A 17,119-nucleotide genomic window follows, 5' to 3' on the forward strand; every position below is an offset into this window, starting at 1 on the left:
GATGGCATTAGAGTATTATTTGGATCGGTTCCAGAATCTAAAGATGAACAGTGCTAGTGGTAAAAAAAGCCCGCATAAAGTGTGTATTTTGCTGGCCGTTATGGACCTAATTCAAGCAGGCTATATTGCTTCCAACCAGATTTACTTGAATCAAATTCTTAAAGACCAGTTTACCCTTCACTTTGATGGCTTGGCGCAAGGTAAAGATAAAAATACCCCAGAGAATCCGTTCTTCCATTTAAGGAGCGAAGGCTTTTGGCATCTTTCCTATAAAGATGGTTATGACAAAGAGTCAACCAGTCGATACTCAGCTAAGGCTGTAGATTATGTATTTATCGATGATGAGCTGTTTTACTTCATGAAGAGCTCTATCGTATCTAACGAGCTAAAAGAAGCGCTAGTCTCAAACCTATCTGACTTAGCGACGTTATATCACCAATGGTTGATTGATATCGGTAAGTCTGAAAAAACAGCGAGTAATTATCTTGGAGCTGTAAGAGGCTCAATATCTAACTGGTTGATGGACGCAGGTGAGCTGGATGAGCCGTTAACTAACATCAATTCATATCGTCAATTTGTTAATTATGAAGAAAAGGCAAGGAAGCTAGAAGAGTTTCAAATTCGTGATTCTAGGGGGAAGGGGATGTATAGCGCTGCACTATCTCATTACCATAAGTTTCTTTCAGACCTAGCAAAAATTGATATTAACGCTGACATCAAGCAGGTCATGACTGATAAGACACTCTCTGAGACAGAGAAGACCATCTTGGTTAATACAAGAGTAGGACAAGGACGCTTCAGAGCAAAACTGGTTCAAATGTGGGGCGGCTGTGCGCTAACAGGGTATCGTAATACTCAATTGTTGCTGGCATCCCACATCAAGCCTTGGCGTGACTCTAACAACGAGGAGCGTCTGGATAAATTTAATGGACTGTTACTATTGGCGAATCTCGATAAGGCGTTCGACCTTGGTTTTATCTCTTTTGATGATCATGGCAAAGTACTCATTTCTAGCCATTTGGAGTCGCCAGACGTGATTGGTTTAAAGAAGATATGGCATTTAATATCGTAGCTGAGCATAAACCTTACCTTCGTTATCATCGTGGTGAGCTATTCAAAGGGCTCTAAGTCAGAACCCGTTGTTTAGAAACTAATTTAGAAAATCAAATAAGGCTTAAGCTCGTCAAAATTCCCTACTATGATCTGCTGACCTTTAGGGTTCGAATCTAGTACGTTGATATCGATATTGTACGCGTCTAGCACGTAGCGAATTAAGGCGGCGTTGGTACCTAAGCACAGCGTGTTACCTTCCATACCATAGTCATTGGCAATGATTTCAGCCTGAGCTTCTGTTAATCGAGGGTCGGGCTTCAACTCAATAGAAAGCTGCTTGTTCCAAATTTCATCTTTGCCTTTTCCCATAACCATTTTGTCATTGATATCAGGAATACCTCGAATACGGCTGAGCACAAAATCTCTATAGCCCTTAGAATGCTCACAATAAGCACGGACATGCCAGCGCAAAGGCGTACAAACGAGTGTGTGTGGAGAAATAATCCGTTCTACTTCCTCACCATTTTTTAATGATGTGTAGCTTAAATCGACACGTTTTTTCTCTCTGATCGCTTGAACTAGAGGGCGCAGTACCTCTGGCGCAATATTACGTGTTATTGGCGTAACCATCGTCGTATTCTCAAATCCCATATCGAGTTCTTTAAATGTGACCGCCATATCTTCAGTTCGAGAGAGAATGTGCAAATATTCATCAGCATGACCACTCGTCAGTTCAGGGCTGAAGCTATCACTAGGTTTATAGCCTTTTAGAGACTTATCATAAACGAGGTTACCTGGTGCTACTTCAGTTAGATAAGTGTTGATATCTTTCGAGGCTTGTTGGCGACCAATACCAAAACTTTGTATTAAGTGGTTTGTTGTTAATCGACCTTCCCACAAGGCAATAACTTCTATCATTCGATACCGGAATAGTAGGTCCCAGCGTATTGGCCACTTATTCATTTTTTAATTCCTGTCTAGTTATGCGACGTGTGTATGTATTCAGTATTTACCTGTCGCCAGTGACGTCATATTATTTGTGTGGGATCCGATAGTCAATACAGAACAAGATTTGTTAGATTTTTTAATTGGAGTAATAAGGTTAAACATATGGTTGCACCTAAAAGTCTCATTTTTCAATTACACCGGCATTGGGAGGTGGTTGAACAGTTAACTCGGCTTTCGCGAGAGTTTCCAGCGTTTGAGCTTAGAGCCCTTGAACAGGTGATCAACCAGTACAAAAGCAAAGACACAGATAGCAATACCGTACTCACGAGTCTTGTTAATGCCGACATATTACAGCCTATCAATCGAAGTAGTGATTATCAGATCAACACGTTGGTAGTGGACTTTGTGAGAGGACTGACACAGGAACATGAGTTGGGTCTATCTGCAGTACTAAAAGCTCGAGTGGATGCTATTAAAGATGCTACCAGCCAAGTGCTGAAAGGGCTTGATGAATCGGATAATGATTTACTTCGTACTGGGGCTCACCAGCTGTCAGAACTAATAAGACAGATTACTCAGCAGTTAACGCAAGACAAGCAAGCGATCTTTGAAATAGCAGAACAAGCGAAATCAGCAGACACCAGTGTGCCAATTGAACGTCGCTATCGTGAAGTTTTAGAAGTGTATGACCAATATGTAGAACCCATGAATGAAATGATGGATAGCGGCCTTGGCGGGAGTTTCTACCCTTTATTGGAAAAAGCGGAAGAAGCACTAGATGAAGCTGTTGATATACTTTCCATGCGAGGGTCTTTGTATCAGCAAAGGTTGGCAATGCGCCAGATAGCCTATCAAGTAAAAGATCTTCGATATCAAGGGCGAATCATCGCTCAGCAATGTGCCGATACTTTGTTGCCCTTAAGAGAAGAAGCGAGACAGCATAACCAGCTGTCAGCCGTTATCAGCAAGCAAGTTAGCCTAATTCGAAAAAAGGGCTTAGTACGAGGACTGAATGCGAACGGTTTACCAATGTGGAAAAGTAGCCGCGTCACCAAAATTCAATTGGGTAACGAGGTGCGTGAATTGATGGCAGAGTTCATGGACTTTGAACCTAGCTCTCTTCCGTTTCCAGATGAAGAGGAAGCACCGGCGAGTTCATTGATTAACTGGGTTGATGAAGAACGCCTCCGAGAACAACTTGCCGATGCGCTTCCACTGGAGAACCTCATGACATGGCTCCGAGGAAACTATCAGCATTTACCAGATGCCGAGCTGTTGCGCCTTTATCACGAGCTTGTTCGAGATCCTCAATGGGAGGTTACCTTAGGACCGAATTCAAATACCACGGCGTTGAACACAGTAGCCGTAACCTACCACCCTCATGAAATAACGATGTTGACAGGCTCAACAAATGTAAAGGATCTTGATAATGCAAAATAGCAAAATCGATTTAAATGAGCTGGCACATCTGACCGATCTATTTAACCTATTTAATTCAGGTCGACACCTTAACCGTTCGACGGATGCTGCTCTATGGCATGAATTAGAGCAGCAGGCAGAACAATATCAGCACCTATTTGCTAGCTTAGGTTTTGACTTGCGTATTGATGGTCGTGGTTTTGCTTGGTTTCATGATGAAGACGCTAACCAAAACATCAACAAACAATCGCGTCAGTTGGCGTTATTGCTAATGGTGACTTTTGACCACCACGCTGATATTGGCCGCTCTCTCGGCCAGTTTTATCAATGGTCGATTGATAATGCTTTATTAGAAGAGATCTACGAAAAGCATCAAGGGCTGCTAGAGGCAGAAGAACTCGACCAAGATGCATTAGTAAAGATACTCGACAACGCCGTGCGAAAAGGCTTTGCAACTCAAGAAAACAATCACTGGCGTTTACTACCCTCCGTATATCGCTATCTTGACCACTTTGAAGCCATTACTGAACAAGGATCTGGCAGTGATGTAGCGACTTATGAGGAAGATGAATCATGTTAAGTTACGGCTTTCAACGTATGGCGTTAATTGGCAGTGCAGGGTACCAGCGCGCAGAACTTCCTCTTGATGATTCTGTGTCGTTAATTGCGCCAAATAACCACGGCAAAACAAGCCTAATCAATGCCCTTCAATTCCTATTGATCATCGACCAGAGAAGAATGGATTTTGGCTCTCATACACTGGATAAAGCCCGTCGGTTTTACTTTCCGAATAACAGCGCTTACATCCTACTTGAAGTGGTCCTACCGCAAACCGGTACCGTTGTTTTTGGATGTGTTGGTAAAGGGGTAGGCTATGACTACGAGTACTTCGCTTATAAAGGTGAATTGAACCTAGGTGATTTTCGTTTGACTGATGGCAATATCGTAACCCAATCAAAGTTGGTCAATCACTTAGCGACTAAGAAGCATAGAGTCTATCGATACAACGATAAAGACTTTCGCCATTTGATTTATGGTGGTGCGAAAGGCAAGAAAAGCAGCGACATCGATTTTACGGTATTTAAACTTGAGCACGTGAGTGATGCCCGTTCGTTTCAGCAAGTGCTTACCAAGACACTCAGGCTCGATAAGCTTAACTCCAGCGATGTTAAAGAGTACTTGTTGAAGATATTTAGTCGAGAGCTACCCAATGCCAGCATCGATTTTAAACAGGAATGGGAAAAAGCATTTCATGATATCAATCTAGAACGAGAGCAGTACCTAGCAGCAGTAAATAATATATCTGCGATTGAGGAGCTGGATCGAAAGTTTGAACGCACTTTGTCGCTAAGAGGCAAAATCGCAGCATGTCAGCCCAAAGTGAATGAGTTCTTGCAAGATTGGCATGGCCACGTTGAGACGACGACCGAAAACTTATCAATGCAGAAGGTGAAGCTTGAAGAAATACAAAGTGAGCTACGAGGCCAGGATATAGTACGTGCAGGAGAACGCACTGAATTAACCAATAAACTCACAGAATTAAAACGTACTGAAGAGCAACATCAAGAACTAGAAGAGCGATTTACCTTGATACCGGAACAATCGTTTTTAGAGAGTCAGTTAAAATCCGCCGAACAAAAATATGATGCTCAGGCTGCATTGTGTGTTCAATCACAACGCTCTTCTTCTGCAGCGATTAGTAAGCAGCTAAAAGAAAGAGAAGGGCAGATACAAAGGTTGCAGTCTCAACACCAAACACTGGGTGACAACTTATACCTTCACCTTTCTAAGTTGCTCAGTACTCATGAGTTAGAAAAGCTGAACAAAGTGCTTAGCCAGCAAGTGATGCAACTGTCACCTTCACAGTATTCTTTCGATATCAGTCAGCTTCAAGAAGTGCTAAAAGGTCAATCAGTCGACCAACTCACACTTTCTGGTCTAACGTTATCCATTGATAAGCTTATTCCTCAACACGTTCAAAAAACAGAGCAAGAGCTGGTGGAGGAAATTGAGGATGTTAATAAGCAAATAAATGAACTTAAAGAACTGCTAGAAGCAAGTAGAGAAAGTGAGGCTGCTGAGAGAAGAAAGAACGAATTAAATCTAGCAGTAAGGCAGTGTGAGCAGGATCTTAAGGATTACCAACAGCTTCAACAATTAACCAAAAGCCGAGTACAGAGAACCGAACAAAGACAAACATTTGAGAATCAGCGGGTAGCGATCAATGCCGCCCTTGAGAACGCAGGTGAGAAGCACACCGAGCTTGCGAACCAAATCAATGAGATTGCGAATAAGCTAAGTGAGTTAGCTTCGAACGATAGCCGTGTTGAAAAGCTAAAAAATCAAAGAGTTGATGACCAAGCTCTATTTACCTCACTTTCGGACAAACCGCATATACCATGGATAGTCGTCGATGAGTGGTCTTTAGAGAATCTACCAGTCCGTCTTGAACAGTACATCGAGGATTGCAAAGAGCTCGATAAGCTGTCTAAAGAGTTACGCCAAATTAAAAGCGAGCTAAGCCAGAAAGGGCTCACTAAGTTTCAGATGGCTCCAACTCAAGATGACGAGCTAAAGGGCATCATTCAATTTAGCCATAATTTAGACAATGAGAAGAAAGCGTTGGAAAAGCGTGCTCGCTCGGCGGTTATCAACGTAACGGCAAGCTTAAGAGAACTACGTAGTGGACTTTATGCACTGCAAAGTAAAATGAAAGAGTTCAACCGATTAATCAGTCACAGACAGTTGTCGGATCTTAAAACCTTCAAAATTGACCCGGTAGAAGAGAACCTGCTTGTTGATGCAATGAACGTACTGATACAGCAAGCAGAGCAAACTGAAAGTGGCAAGAGCTTCGAGCTGTTTGATCAAGCCAGCATTCTCGATGATGCTGAGTTGGACCGAGCCAAAAACTTGCTAATTGAAGAAGGTAATGCTCGCCAAGGATTGAGAGTCGCTGACTTGTTCAGGCTTGAGTTTGTCGTGGCTAAGCAAGGGGAGCAGCAAGAGTCGTTTGAGGATATTGATAGCGCCGCTTCTAACGGCACGGTGCTGATGGCAAAGCTAGTCACTGGCCTTGCAATGCTGCACTTAATGCAAGATAAACGCCACCAAATGAAAGCCGTATGTTATTTAGACGAGGCGTTGGCATTGGATACGAAGAACCAAGCTAACTTGATAGAGATTGCAGATCAGTTTGGCTTTGCTTTGATGTTTGCTTCCCCGGCGCCGTTAACAACCGCTCGTTATTGTGTGCCAATCCATCAAACGAATGGCAAGAACCACATCAGCCGTAATAGCTGGCAGATTTTCGAGCCAATTGAGAGCCGAGAACTGCCGCAGCCGCAAGTGGAGCCATCACTATGAGCCAGGCATTAGTTAAGGCATTAACGCGATTAGTCGAAGTACACCCTGATTCTGTCGCCGGAAGCACAATGACGCCTTCCCAGAAGAAGAAGCTTGAAGAGTTCATCCATAAAACCCAGTGTGTACGGGTTGCCCCGAAAGGCCGTGGTGTCGCTTATCGTATTCAAGACATGGATGTCGTTAAAGTTACTCTGGAACAATTAGTACCAAACCAAGAATTGTCGCCAGCTATGCCACAAAGGGCGGTGAACATAGCAACCACTCGCAGCAGCAAACAAGGACGGGCCGCTCATGATGTTACGTATGTGCTGGCAAAAACAGTCGCAAGTCCACAATGGGAAGTCGCGGGGGTAGCAACTAAGCAACTACATGTGGTTACAGAAGAATATGGTGTTCTGGCGTTTGAAGTTGGTGGTGAGAGAAATAGAAACCTTCACACTCGTCATTCTATTTGGCTGGTGGAGAACCAAGCGTTGTTTGACCGACTAGATTGGTTACCAAATAACGAACCTACTACCGTAATCTGGTACCGAGGGCAACTACACAACAAACTGATTGAATGGCTATCAGTTTCCGAAAGGGCACCCATGGTCTACTTTTTTGCTGACTATGATGGCGTAGGGTTAAATAACTACAGTCGCCTTAAGATGCGGCTAGAACAAAGAACAGAGTTTTGGATTATGCCAAACTGGAAGGAGCTTTTAGTGCGTTATGGTCAAAACCAGCTTTGGGTCGATACATCTAGAGAGTTTCAATCTTTCGAGCGAAACAGCCCCAAACTGTTAGAACAGTCCTCACTGCTACGAGAGCTCGTGACGGAAATGAAGAAACAGGGGTTAGCTTTGGAGCAAGAGGTTGTTTGGTTGGGTGATGAGTATCTAGCGTCAAAAACGTAAAAAAAGCAGGGCACTTGGGTAGATAGTAAGCGTCCAATCTCATAACCCTCCCTAGATCATTGTTCATTCCCCAATTTTCCCATATTCTCTCTCCATCAATTCTGATGAATTAAACCAATACGAGATAACACTCTGAATGGTAGACCAAATATTAACCTTGAAAGAGGTGGCCGCTTACCTAAAGCTGGCCGAAAAAACAGCATATAGATTAGCAAGCGAAGGAAAGTTACCCGGCTTTAAAGTCGGTGGCTCTTGGCGTTTTAAGCGTGAAGACTTAGAAGCTTGGATAGAAGAGAGTAAAAATGACTGAAAAACTAACGCTCTCCCAATTAGAGCAGTACCTATCAAAAGCAGCATGGATCTTAAAAGGCCCTGTTGATGCATCAGATTTCAAAGTATACATTTTCCCATTGTTGTTCTTTAAACGTATCTCAGACGTTTACGATGAAGAGTACCGCGTTGCGCTAGAAGAGTCTGGCGGCGATGAAGAGTACGCATCAATGCCGGAAATGCACCGTTTTGAGATTCCAACGGGTTGCCACTGGCGCGATGTGCGTGAAACAACAACCAATGTTGGTATCACGATTGAAGATGCACTGCGCGGTATCGAGCAAGCAAACCAAGAGTACCTATATGGTATTTTTGGCGATGCCCAATGGAGTAATAAAAACAAGCTTTCTGATGAACTGCTCATCAACTTAGTAGAGCATTTCTCTCAACATACGTTGGGCAATCAAAATGTTGCACCAGATATGCTGGGTAATGCTTACGAGTATCTAATTAAGCACTTTGCTGATTTAACCAATAAGAAAGCAGGGGAGTTCTATACCCCTCGTTCGGTCGTTCATCTATTAGGTATGATCTTGGACCCTCATGAGGGCGAAACTATCTATGATCCGGCTTGTGGAACGGGCGGTATGTTGCTTGAGTGTGTTGATCACCTAAAAGACAACAAAGAAGACTATCGTACACTTAAACTGTTTGGACAAGAGAAGAATCTAACATCTAGCTCTATCGCAAGAATGAACATGTTCCTGCATGGCATTGAGGACTTTGAAATCCTACGTGGCGACACCTTACGTCACCCTGCATTCTTTGAAGCTGACGGCCTTAAAACCTTCGACTGTGTGATTGCCAACCCACCGTTCTCTCTAAAAGACTGGGGCTCAGAAAACTGGGCTAATGATCCTTACGGTCGAAATATTGCTGGCGTGCCACCAAAAGGCAATGGTGACATGGCATGGGTGCAGCACATGGTTAAGTCCATGAATAGCACTGGCCGTATGACAGTTGTACTTCCTCATGGCGCACTATTTAGAAAAGCAGCCGAAGGTAAGATTCGCAAGCAATTATTAGAGCAAGACATGTTAGAAGCCGTTATAGGCTTAGGCCCTAACGTGTTCTACGGTACCCAGCTTGCTGCCTGTGTCATGGTATTCAAACAAAATAAACCAGCCGATAAAAAAGGTAAGGTGATGTTTATTGATGCATCAGACCAAATTAGAGTAGGTCGTGCTCAAAACTTCCTAGAGCCTAATCACGTACAGCAGATTTACGATTGGTATCACAATTATCAAGACGTAGAGAACTACGTCAAAGTCGCTTCAATGGATGAGCTGGCTGAAAACGACTACAACCTCAACATTCCGTTGTATGTCGAGAAGATCATTGAAGACAACCTACCATCAGTTGAAGAGGCAATGGCAGATCTGAAGCAAGCTTGGCAAGAGAGCCTTGATGCAGAAGAGAAGTTTAAACAAGTATTGAAGAGTTTCTTATAAATGAATAAGCACCTTAATATCTTCAAAACTTACACTGATACCAATAGAAGTTATCAGCTGGAGAATGATCTAACGAGAGCGTTAGCTATCTGCTTTCAGGAAGATCCTTTGTTCTTTCATGAAGTCCTCAAAACCATTATTGCTGACACCAACTTATACAATCAGTTATTTGAAGACCTTGATGGCGAAATGACTATCAACATTGAGATCCAAAAGCAAACCAGCAAAATTGATGAGTTTTCTAATGTATTTGCCGTAACATTAAGCGAAAGCGAGATGTCAGATTTCTGGGCACAAACACATACTGAAAAGTACGACCCTATCTGTGACCTTGTAATAACTATAAATAATGACGTGCTGATTGTTATCGAAGCTAAAAGAGACAATATTGATTGTACTGCTCAGCTTTATAACCAAGTGCTCAATATCTTCAATAGCCAAGAGAAAAACCTCGAAGAATATAAATCGTCCGTTAAGCCATTTGATTTGAACTGGAAAAAACTAATGGCAATAGCCATCAAAATTGCCAGTTTCCAAAAAACGACCAGCAATAGTAACCGTTTCTTAATAGATTTTATCAAGCTTGTAAGAGGCCATAACCATACTTGGCTTCCAGAAACACCGTTAGCGTCACTAAAGTCACCAAATGAAAAAGCAATCTATAGGCGTTTAGAGTCAGCACTAGTCGAATTAACTAAGAAAGAAGAAAATATTAAGGTGCTTTCATACGGTGATCGTCTTGGCACTGACTTTTCACAAAGCTGGGCCAATGAGCTGCTTTTTGAAGTTGACTCAAAGACTGGTGATATTGAGGTGTCCATTTACCCAGGTAATACCAAAGGCCAAGGCTACGCGCTTTTTCATAAGCCAACTGCATTTAGCAAACAGTTAGAAATCTTAGGTAAGTCATACTCAATCACAGAAGACTACCATATCAAATTTATGGGTCAGTCATACATTACCGGGCTGTGGCTAAATAGTGATGCCTTCAAAGGGCAGCTTTACACCAGTGAAAACTTCTACAACCACACTGGTCGAATTAAAAGAGAGCAATGGCCAGTAGTCGAAGAGTTACTAGACCAACATCTTAATATTGATTGGCGCACTCAAGCTCATTGGCAAGAGAATATTATAGATTCAAATAGAACAGTGTTTAATATGGCATTTGGTTATCACATTACCATCACAGTCCCATTTGCGAACTTAGCCTCTATTGACAAGTCTCAGAATGATTTAATGCCACTAAGCAACTTCTTACATGAGATATACAAAGCGTTTGAAGCAAATCTAATACAAGAGGTAATTAACGCATGATGACCCAACAAGATTTAGAAAAGTACCTCTGGGGCGCTGCGACTACGTTACGTGGCACAATCGATGCGGGTGATTACAAGCAGTACATCTTCCCGCTTATGTTCTTTAAGCGTATATCAGATGTATACGACGAAGAGTTTGAAAACGCGCTAGCAGAAAGCGATGGTGATTTAGAATATGCCGCCTTTGCCGAAAATCACCACTTCCAAGTACCAGACGGTGCTCACTGGAACGATGTACGTGAAACCACCGTTAACATTGGTTTAGCCCTACAAAACGCTATGCGCGCTATTGAGAAGGCTAACCCAGATACTTTAGAAGGTATTTTTGGTGATGCAAGTTGGACCAATAAAGACCGTCTTTCTGATGCCATGCTCACCAACTTAATTGAGCATTATTCACAGCACACACTTGATTTAAAAAATGTACCTGACGACAAGCTAGGTAATGCTTACGAGTACCTAATTAAAGAGTTTGCTGACGATAGCGGCCATACCGCAGCAGAGTTTTATACCAACCGTACCGTGGTTAAATTAATGACCATGATAATGGACCCACAACCAGGCGAGTCAGTGTACGACCCTACCTGTGGTTCGGGTGGTTTATTACTTAACTGTGCTTTGCATCTTAAAGATGAAGGCAAAGAATACCGCACTCTTAAATTATACGGCCAAGAGATTAACCTATTAACCTCAGCCATTGCCCGTATGAACATGTTTATGCATGGCATTGAAGAGTTCGATATTGTTCGTGGTAATACCTTAAGTAACCCAGGTTTACTTGAAAATGACGAGTTGAAAAAGTTCAATGTTATTCTCGCTAACCCGCCATATTCAATAAAATCATGGGACCGAAAAGCCTTTGAAAGTGATCCTTATGGTCGAAATGTATGGGGTACACCTCCACAAGGCTGTGCAGATTACGCCTTTCAGCAACATATTCAAAAGAGTCTTGATTTAGATAATGGTCGTTCCATTTCGCTTTGGCCACACGGTATTTTATTCCGAGATGCCGAAACAGAAATGCGCAGAAAAATGATTGAGCAAGACCAAGTTGAATGTGTCATTGGTCTTGGTCCAAACCTCTTTTATAACTCGCCTATGGAAGCTTGTTTGTTAATAACTAAAACAAATAAAGAGGAAAGTAAAAAAGGCAAAGTACTGATCATTAATGCCGTGAAAGAAGTAAGACAAGACAAGAACATTGCCTACCTAGAGCAGAGTCATATTGACCGTATTTATAATGCTTATCAAAATTATGCTGATGAAGATGGTTTTAGCAAAGTCGTTACCATAGACGAAGTGCTTAAGCATAAAGCCAGTTTAAATATGGCACTTTATGTCAGTAATGTTGATAGCAGTAAAGTACAAATATCATTAGATGATGCACTAACTAACTGGAAAACATCATCAGAGAAGCTATTAAACAGCATGGATCAGTTATTTAAGGAATTAGGTTAAATGTCAGATGTAAAAATTGATCTAAATAATTTGGATAAGTCCAATTGGAAAACTTATCGTTTTGATGAAATTGCTAAAAATATTTCTGAGCGGGTTGATCCGAACAATACCGACTTAAAAGTATATATTGGCCTTGAACATATTGATTCTGAATCACTGCATATCAAGCGTCATGGTACACCTGATGATGTAAACGGTACTAAATTAAAGTTCTACAAAGGTGACATAATCTTTGGTCGCCGTCGTGCTTATCAGCGCAAAGCAGGTATTGCTACTTGGGATGGCTTTTGTTCAGCCCATGCTTTGGTGCTTAGGGCTAATCCCGATGTAATAGACCCAGAATTATTCCCATTTTTTTTACACTCTGATTTGTTCATGAATCGGGCGATTGATATTTCTGTGGGCTCGTTATCGCCAACCATTAATTGGGGAACGTTAAAGCATCAAGAATTTCTTGTTCCACCAAAGGAAATCCAAGCAAACTTCATAAAGTTATTATCTACGATGGACTGCGCTATTCAAAAACATAAAAATACTATTTCGGCATTGAAAACTGCAAAGAAATCAAAGTTAAAATCATATTTTTCAAATGAAATAGAATATAAACAAATTAGAGATATTGGTGAAATTGTCACAGGTTCAACGCCTTCAACTAAAAAAGAAGAGTATTGGGGGGAGGATTTTCAATTTGTAACACCCGCAGACATTTCAGATGATACTTTTTATGTGCTAGATACAGAAAGGAAGATTACTGGCCAAGGCTTATCTGTTTCGAGAGAAATTCCTGCCGATAGTTTAATGGTAGTTTGCATTGCATCTATTGGTAAATTAGCAATATCACAAGAAAAGTGTGGAACAAATCAACAAATCAACACAATTATTCCTAATGATGGAATAGAGGTTAAATATTTGTACGAGGTATTAGAACTTTTCAACGAGTTAATTACATCTAAAGCAGCAAAGTCAGTTGTACCAATTTTAAACAAAGGTGATTTTGGATTAATAAAAATACCAATTCTTAAACCTGATTTAAGAAAGCAGTTATTAAAAGAAACTGAATATTTTGACAACTGTATTCAAAACTCAACATTAAATATAAAGAATAGTGAACAACTACATATAAGTATTTTAAATAAGGTGTTTTAGGTATGGGATTTACCGAATTGAATAGTGTGGAACACTACATCATCCATCAAATGACAGGCGTTAACTTAAACGACCCTCATGGTAAGAATGAAGTTTCAGAGCCAAAGCCAAAAACGTTTGGAGTGCATTGGCAATTTCAATCACCAGAGCAACTAGGTCGTGGTGTTAACGAGGTTTTAGTTGAATCTGAATTAGTTAAGGCGTTAATTCGCCTTAATCCAGAGATTGAAGCTAACCCCAATTTGGCTGATGAAGTAATACATAAACTCCGTGCTATTTTAATTTCGGTAAATCAAGTTGGCTTAGTAAAAGCCAATGAAGAGTTTTTCGCTTGGATGACAGGCGAAAAAACCATGCCGTTTGGCGAAAACAATCGCCATGTACCGGTTAAATTAATCGACTTTGAAGATTTAACCCGTAACGACTATGTGGTAACTAACCAGTTCCGTATTCATCACAGGGAAACCAAAATACCTGATGTGGTATTAATGATTAACGGTATTCCGGTAGTGGTGGGTGAAGCGAAAACACCCATTCGACCCTCAGTTAGTTGGTTAGATGGTGCTCATGAAGTACACAGCATTTATGAAAATGCTGTACCTCAATTATTTGTGCCCAATATCTTATCTTTTGCTACTGAAGGCAAAGAGTTGTTCTATGGCGCAATCCGTTGTCCATTAGAGTTCTGGGCCCCTTGGCGCACTGAAGAAGACGATGATTCAAAAGGCATCGGCCAAGTATCAAAAGCCCTTGGGCTAACCGAAATTGGTAAAGAACTCATTGATTTATTAAGCCCTGTGCGCTTACTCGATATCATGCGTAACTTCTCATTGTTTACCACTAATAAAAAGAAGCAGCGTATTAAGGTTATCCCTCGCTTTCAGCAGTATGAAGGTGCCAATAAAATTGTTGAGCGTGTCATTGAGGGCAAGATCAAGAAGGGCTTGATTTGGCACTTCCAAGGTTCAGGTAAGTCTTTGTTAATGGTGTTTGCGGCACAAAAACTTCGCCGTGCTGCACAGCTTAAAAGCCCAACCGTTATTGTACTGGTAGATAGAACCGATTTAGATACCCAAATTAGCGGGACATTTAATGCCGCTGATGTCGCTAATGTGGAATCAACCGATAGCATTAAAGAATTACAACGAATGCTAGAACGGGATAGCCGTAAGATCATTATCTCAATGATCCACAAGTTCCGCGATGCTAAACCCAACATGAATACCCGTGAAAATATTATTGTACTGGTGGATGAAGCGCACCGAACCCAAGAAGGTGATTTAGGCCGTCAAATGAGAGCTGCCTTACCTAACGCCTTTCTATTTGGTTTAACCGGTACGCCAGTAAATAAAGCAGATAAAAACACGTTTTGGGCATTTGGTGCAGAGGAAGATCAAGGTGGCTATATGTCGCGTTATACCTTCCATGACTCTATTCGTGACGAAGCAACGCTGCCACTTCACTTTGAACCACGCCTAGTTGATGTTCACGTAGACAAGGAAGCGTTAGACAAGGCATTTAAAGACTTTAAAGAAAGTGCAGCGCTGAGTGATGAAGAAGCCGATGCGCTTAATCAAAAGTCAGCCAAGATGTCAGCCTTCTTAAAATCACCAGAACGTGTAGAAAAGATCGTTGAAGACATCGCTATTCACTTTATGGATAAAGTCGATCCACATGGTTTTAAAGCCATGATAGTCACACCAGACCGTTATGCTTGTGTTCAATACAAAGAAGAGCTTGATAAGCACTTTGATGAGGCTGCAAGTAAGGTCGTGATATCCACCAGTGCCAACGATGATTTAGAATTTAAGCAAAAATGGTCAGTAGACAAAAGCCAACAAGAAAAGCTGGTGGACGAGTTTAATGACGCTAAATCAGAACTAAAATTCCTGATTGTAACTGCCAAGCTGCTTACTGGTTTCGATGCACCTATCTGTCAAACAATGTATCTCGATAAATCCATCAAGGACCATACGCTACTGCAAGCTATCTGTCGTACTAACCGTTTGTACCCAAATAAAACCTTCGGCTGTATTGTCGATTACTTTGGTGTGTTTGATGATGCAGCGAAAGCACTAGAGTTCGATGAAGAAAGCGTACAACAAGTAATTTCAAACCTCGCTGAGCTTCGTAGTAAATTGCCAAAAGCGATGCAAGATACCTTGGCTCACTTTGTTGGCGTAGATAGAACCTTAGACGGTTTTGAAGGGCTAGAGGCTGCGCAAAACGCGATAGGGGACAACGATAAGAAAGACGCTTTCGCACTCGATTTTAAATACCTATCTAAGCTTTGGGAATCGCTCTCACCAGACAGCGTTCTTGATGAATATAATGAAGACTACAAATGGTTAGCTCAAGTCTACGAGTCAGTGAAACCTGCATCTGACAATATCGGTAAACTTCTATGGTTAACCCTTGGGGCTCAAACAACACAGTTAATTCACGACAACGTACATGTCGGTGATGTACACAACCTAGAAGAGTTTGTTCTCGATGCTGATGTAATTGAAAATATCTTCAATAACCCAGATCCACGCAAAACTAAGCAGTTAGAAAAAGCCCTAGCTAAGCGCTTTAAAGACCGTGGTGATCTACCAGCATTCAAATCGCTTAGCGAGCGTTTAGAAGAGTTGCGTGACAAAGCAGAGAAGGGGCTAATTGCCTCAATTGATTTCGTTAAAGAGCTTTGTAAGATTGCGAAAGAAACCGTTCAGGCTGAAAAAGACTTAGACGATGAGCTTCAAGAGAAAACACCCAAAGCAGCTTTAACCGATCTTTTCTTAGAGCTCAAAGACGACCAAACACCAGCAGTTGTAGAGCGCATCGTCACCGACATCGATGCCATTGTACGTATCGTCCGTTTCCCAGGCTGGCAAAACACCACAGGCGGCGAACGTGAGGTGCAAAAGTCACTACGTAAAGCATTACTCAAATACAAGTTACACACTGACCAAATCCTGTTTGACAGGGCCTATGGGTACATTAAGGAATATTATTGATGGCAACTGTCTCACTCCCTCTACCACCTAATGTTCTTTATCGCCAACCACAGCAGCTAAAGTTTGACAAAATTGCTACGTTTATAGGCGGGAATGGCTCTGGTAAATCAACGATATTAAAGTCTATCTTTGACGAGAAACTAAAGGGCTCGTTATACGAAGAATTTAAGGTAGTGTGTTTTTCGTCTGGTCAAAATGAAAGTTATTCTGAGCGCTTTGCTCATTATTTAAATACAGAACGTAAAGATAAAAGAGCACTAAACTTAGATTGTTTCTACTATGACAAGTCGCTGGCAAAGCTACTAATATTTTTATCTACTACTGGTGATCAAAATGGCTTGGTCCGCAAATTCTTACGACATAACGGTTATGTTACTGAAAGTGAATTTGAAGAAGATGATTCAACAAAAATTTCTTTTGATATTAAAGTTGATAAAGCATATGTGAGCTTGGTAGAGCAAGCTCAAAAAGAAGAAGATAATGGCAACAGTGATGTTATTACCAACAAGGCTTATCATCTAACTCTAAGCAACTTTATTAACACTTTAGTGGATGATAGTTATGATTTTAGTCAACCTCTAGATCTGAAAACGATTCAGTTATCTCAAAGTGAGTTATCCAAGGTGTCTTTTGAGACTGATGAGCATACCTCTTTTGATTCAAAAATCATGTTCTTTACACAAGCCGCTGATAACGATTACTTTGTTGTTAAAAAAGTTTCAACTTTGAATTTTTGA

At 41.4% G+C, this 17,119-nt stretch carries 12 protein-coding genes and 1 pseudogene; 12 read left to right on the forward strand and 1 reads right to left on the reverse strand.

Going from position 1 to position 17,119, the window contains the following annotated elements; translation table 11 throughout:
• Position 1 precedes the first annotated feature (1 nt).
• Positions 2-1,128 (forward strand): annotated as a pseudogene (locus QF117_RS13380) (HNH endonuclease).
• Between the two features lie 27 nt (positions 1,129-1,155).
• Here QF117_RS13380 and QF117_RS13385 read toward each other — a convergent pair.
• Complete coding sequence (locus tag QF117_RS13385) at positions 1,156-2,016, reverse strand: WYL domain-containing protein (protein ID WP_282389380.1); 861 nt, start codon at positions 2,014-2,016, stop codon at positions 1,156-1,158.
• Positions 2,017-2,163: 147 nt separating this feature from the next.
• Between QF117_RS13385 and QF117_RS13390 the strand changes: the two genes are divergently transcribed.
• From QF117_RS13390 to QF117_RS13440, 11 genes are all read left to right on the forward strand, one after another.
• Positions 2,164-3,441, forward strand: coding sequence for a hypothetical protein (locus QF117_RS13390; protein WP_282389381.1), 1,278 nt, complete (start codon positions 2,164-2,166; stop codon positions 3,439-3,441).
• A complete protein-coding gene (locus QF117_RS13395; protein WP_282389382.1) occupies positions 3,431-4,000 on the forward strand; it encodes a hypothetical protein in 570 nt (189 codons plus the stop codon). Before QF117_RS13390 ends, QF117_RS13395 begins: the two co-directional genes overlap by 11 nt.
• Positions 3,994-6,786 (forward strand): hypothetical protein, encoded by a 2,793-nt coding sequence (locus tag QF117_RS13400; protein ID WP_282389383.1) that lies wholly within the window; start codon positions 3,994-3,996, stop codon positions 6,784-6,786. The genes QF117_RS13395 and QF117_RS13400 overlap by 7 nt, the downstream gene beginning before the upstream one ends.
• Positions 6,783-7,682, forward strand: a complete 900-nt coding sequence (locus QF117_RS13405; RefSeq protein WP_282389384.1) for a Wadjet anti-phage system protein JetD domain-containing protein — start codon at positions 6,783-6,785, stop codon at positions 7,680-7,682. The genes QF117_RS13400 and QF117_RS13405 overlap by 4 nt, the downstream gene beginning before the upstream one ends.
• Before the next feature lie 136 nt (positions 7,683-7,818).
• Entirely contained in the window at positions 7,819-7,992 is a 174-nt protein-coding gene (locus QF117_RS13410; RefSeq protein ID WP_282389385.1) for a helix-turn-helix domain-containing protein, read from the forward strand.
• Positions 7,985-9,463, forward strand: coding sequence for a class I SAM-dependent DNA methyltransferase (locus tag QF117_RS13415; protein ID WP_282389386.1), 1,479 nt, complete (start codon positions 7,985-7,987; stop codon positions 9,461-9,463). The genes QF117_RS13410 and QF117_RS13415 overlap by 8 nt, the downstream gene beginning before the upstream one ends.
• On the forward strand, positions 9,464-10,777 hold the full coding sequence (locus tag QF117_RS13420) for a hypothetical protein (protein WP_282389387.1): 1,314 nt from the start codon (positions 9,464-9,466) through the stop codon (positions 10,775-10,777).
• Positions 10,774-12,237, forward strand: a complete 1,464-nt coding sequence (locus QF117_RS13425) for a class I SAM-dependent DNA methyltransferase (RefSeq protein WP_282389388.1) — start codon at positions 10,774-10,776, stop codon at positions 12,235-12,237. Before QF117_RS13420 ends, QF117_RS13425 begins: the two co-directional genes overlap by 4 nt.
• A complete protein-coding gene (locus QF117_RS13430; RefSeq protein WP_282389389.1) occupies positions 12,238-13,383 on the forward strand; it encodes a restriction endonuclease subunit S in 1,146 nt (381 codons plus the stop codon). It begins immediately after the preceding gene.
• A gap of 2 nt (positions 13,384-13,385) precedes the next feature.
• On the forward strand, positions 13,386-16,382 hold the full coding sequence (locus QF117_RS13435) for an HsdR family type I site-specific deoxyribonuclease (RefSeq protein ID WP_282389390.1): 2,997 nt from the start codon (positions 13,386-13,388) through the stop codon (positions 16,380-16,382).
• Positions 16,382-17,119, forward strand: coding sequence for a hypothetical protein (locus QF117_RS13440; protein ID WP_282389391.1), 738 nt, complete (start codon positions 16,382-16,384; stop codon positions 17,117-17,119). Before QF117_RS13435 ends, QF117_RS13440 begins: the two co-directional genes overlap by 1 nt.

Source organism: Vibrio sp. YMD68 (genome assembly GCF_029958905.1).
Taxonomy (GTDB): Bacteria; Pseudomonadota; Gammaproteobacteria; order Enterobacterales; family Vibrionaceae; genus Vibrio.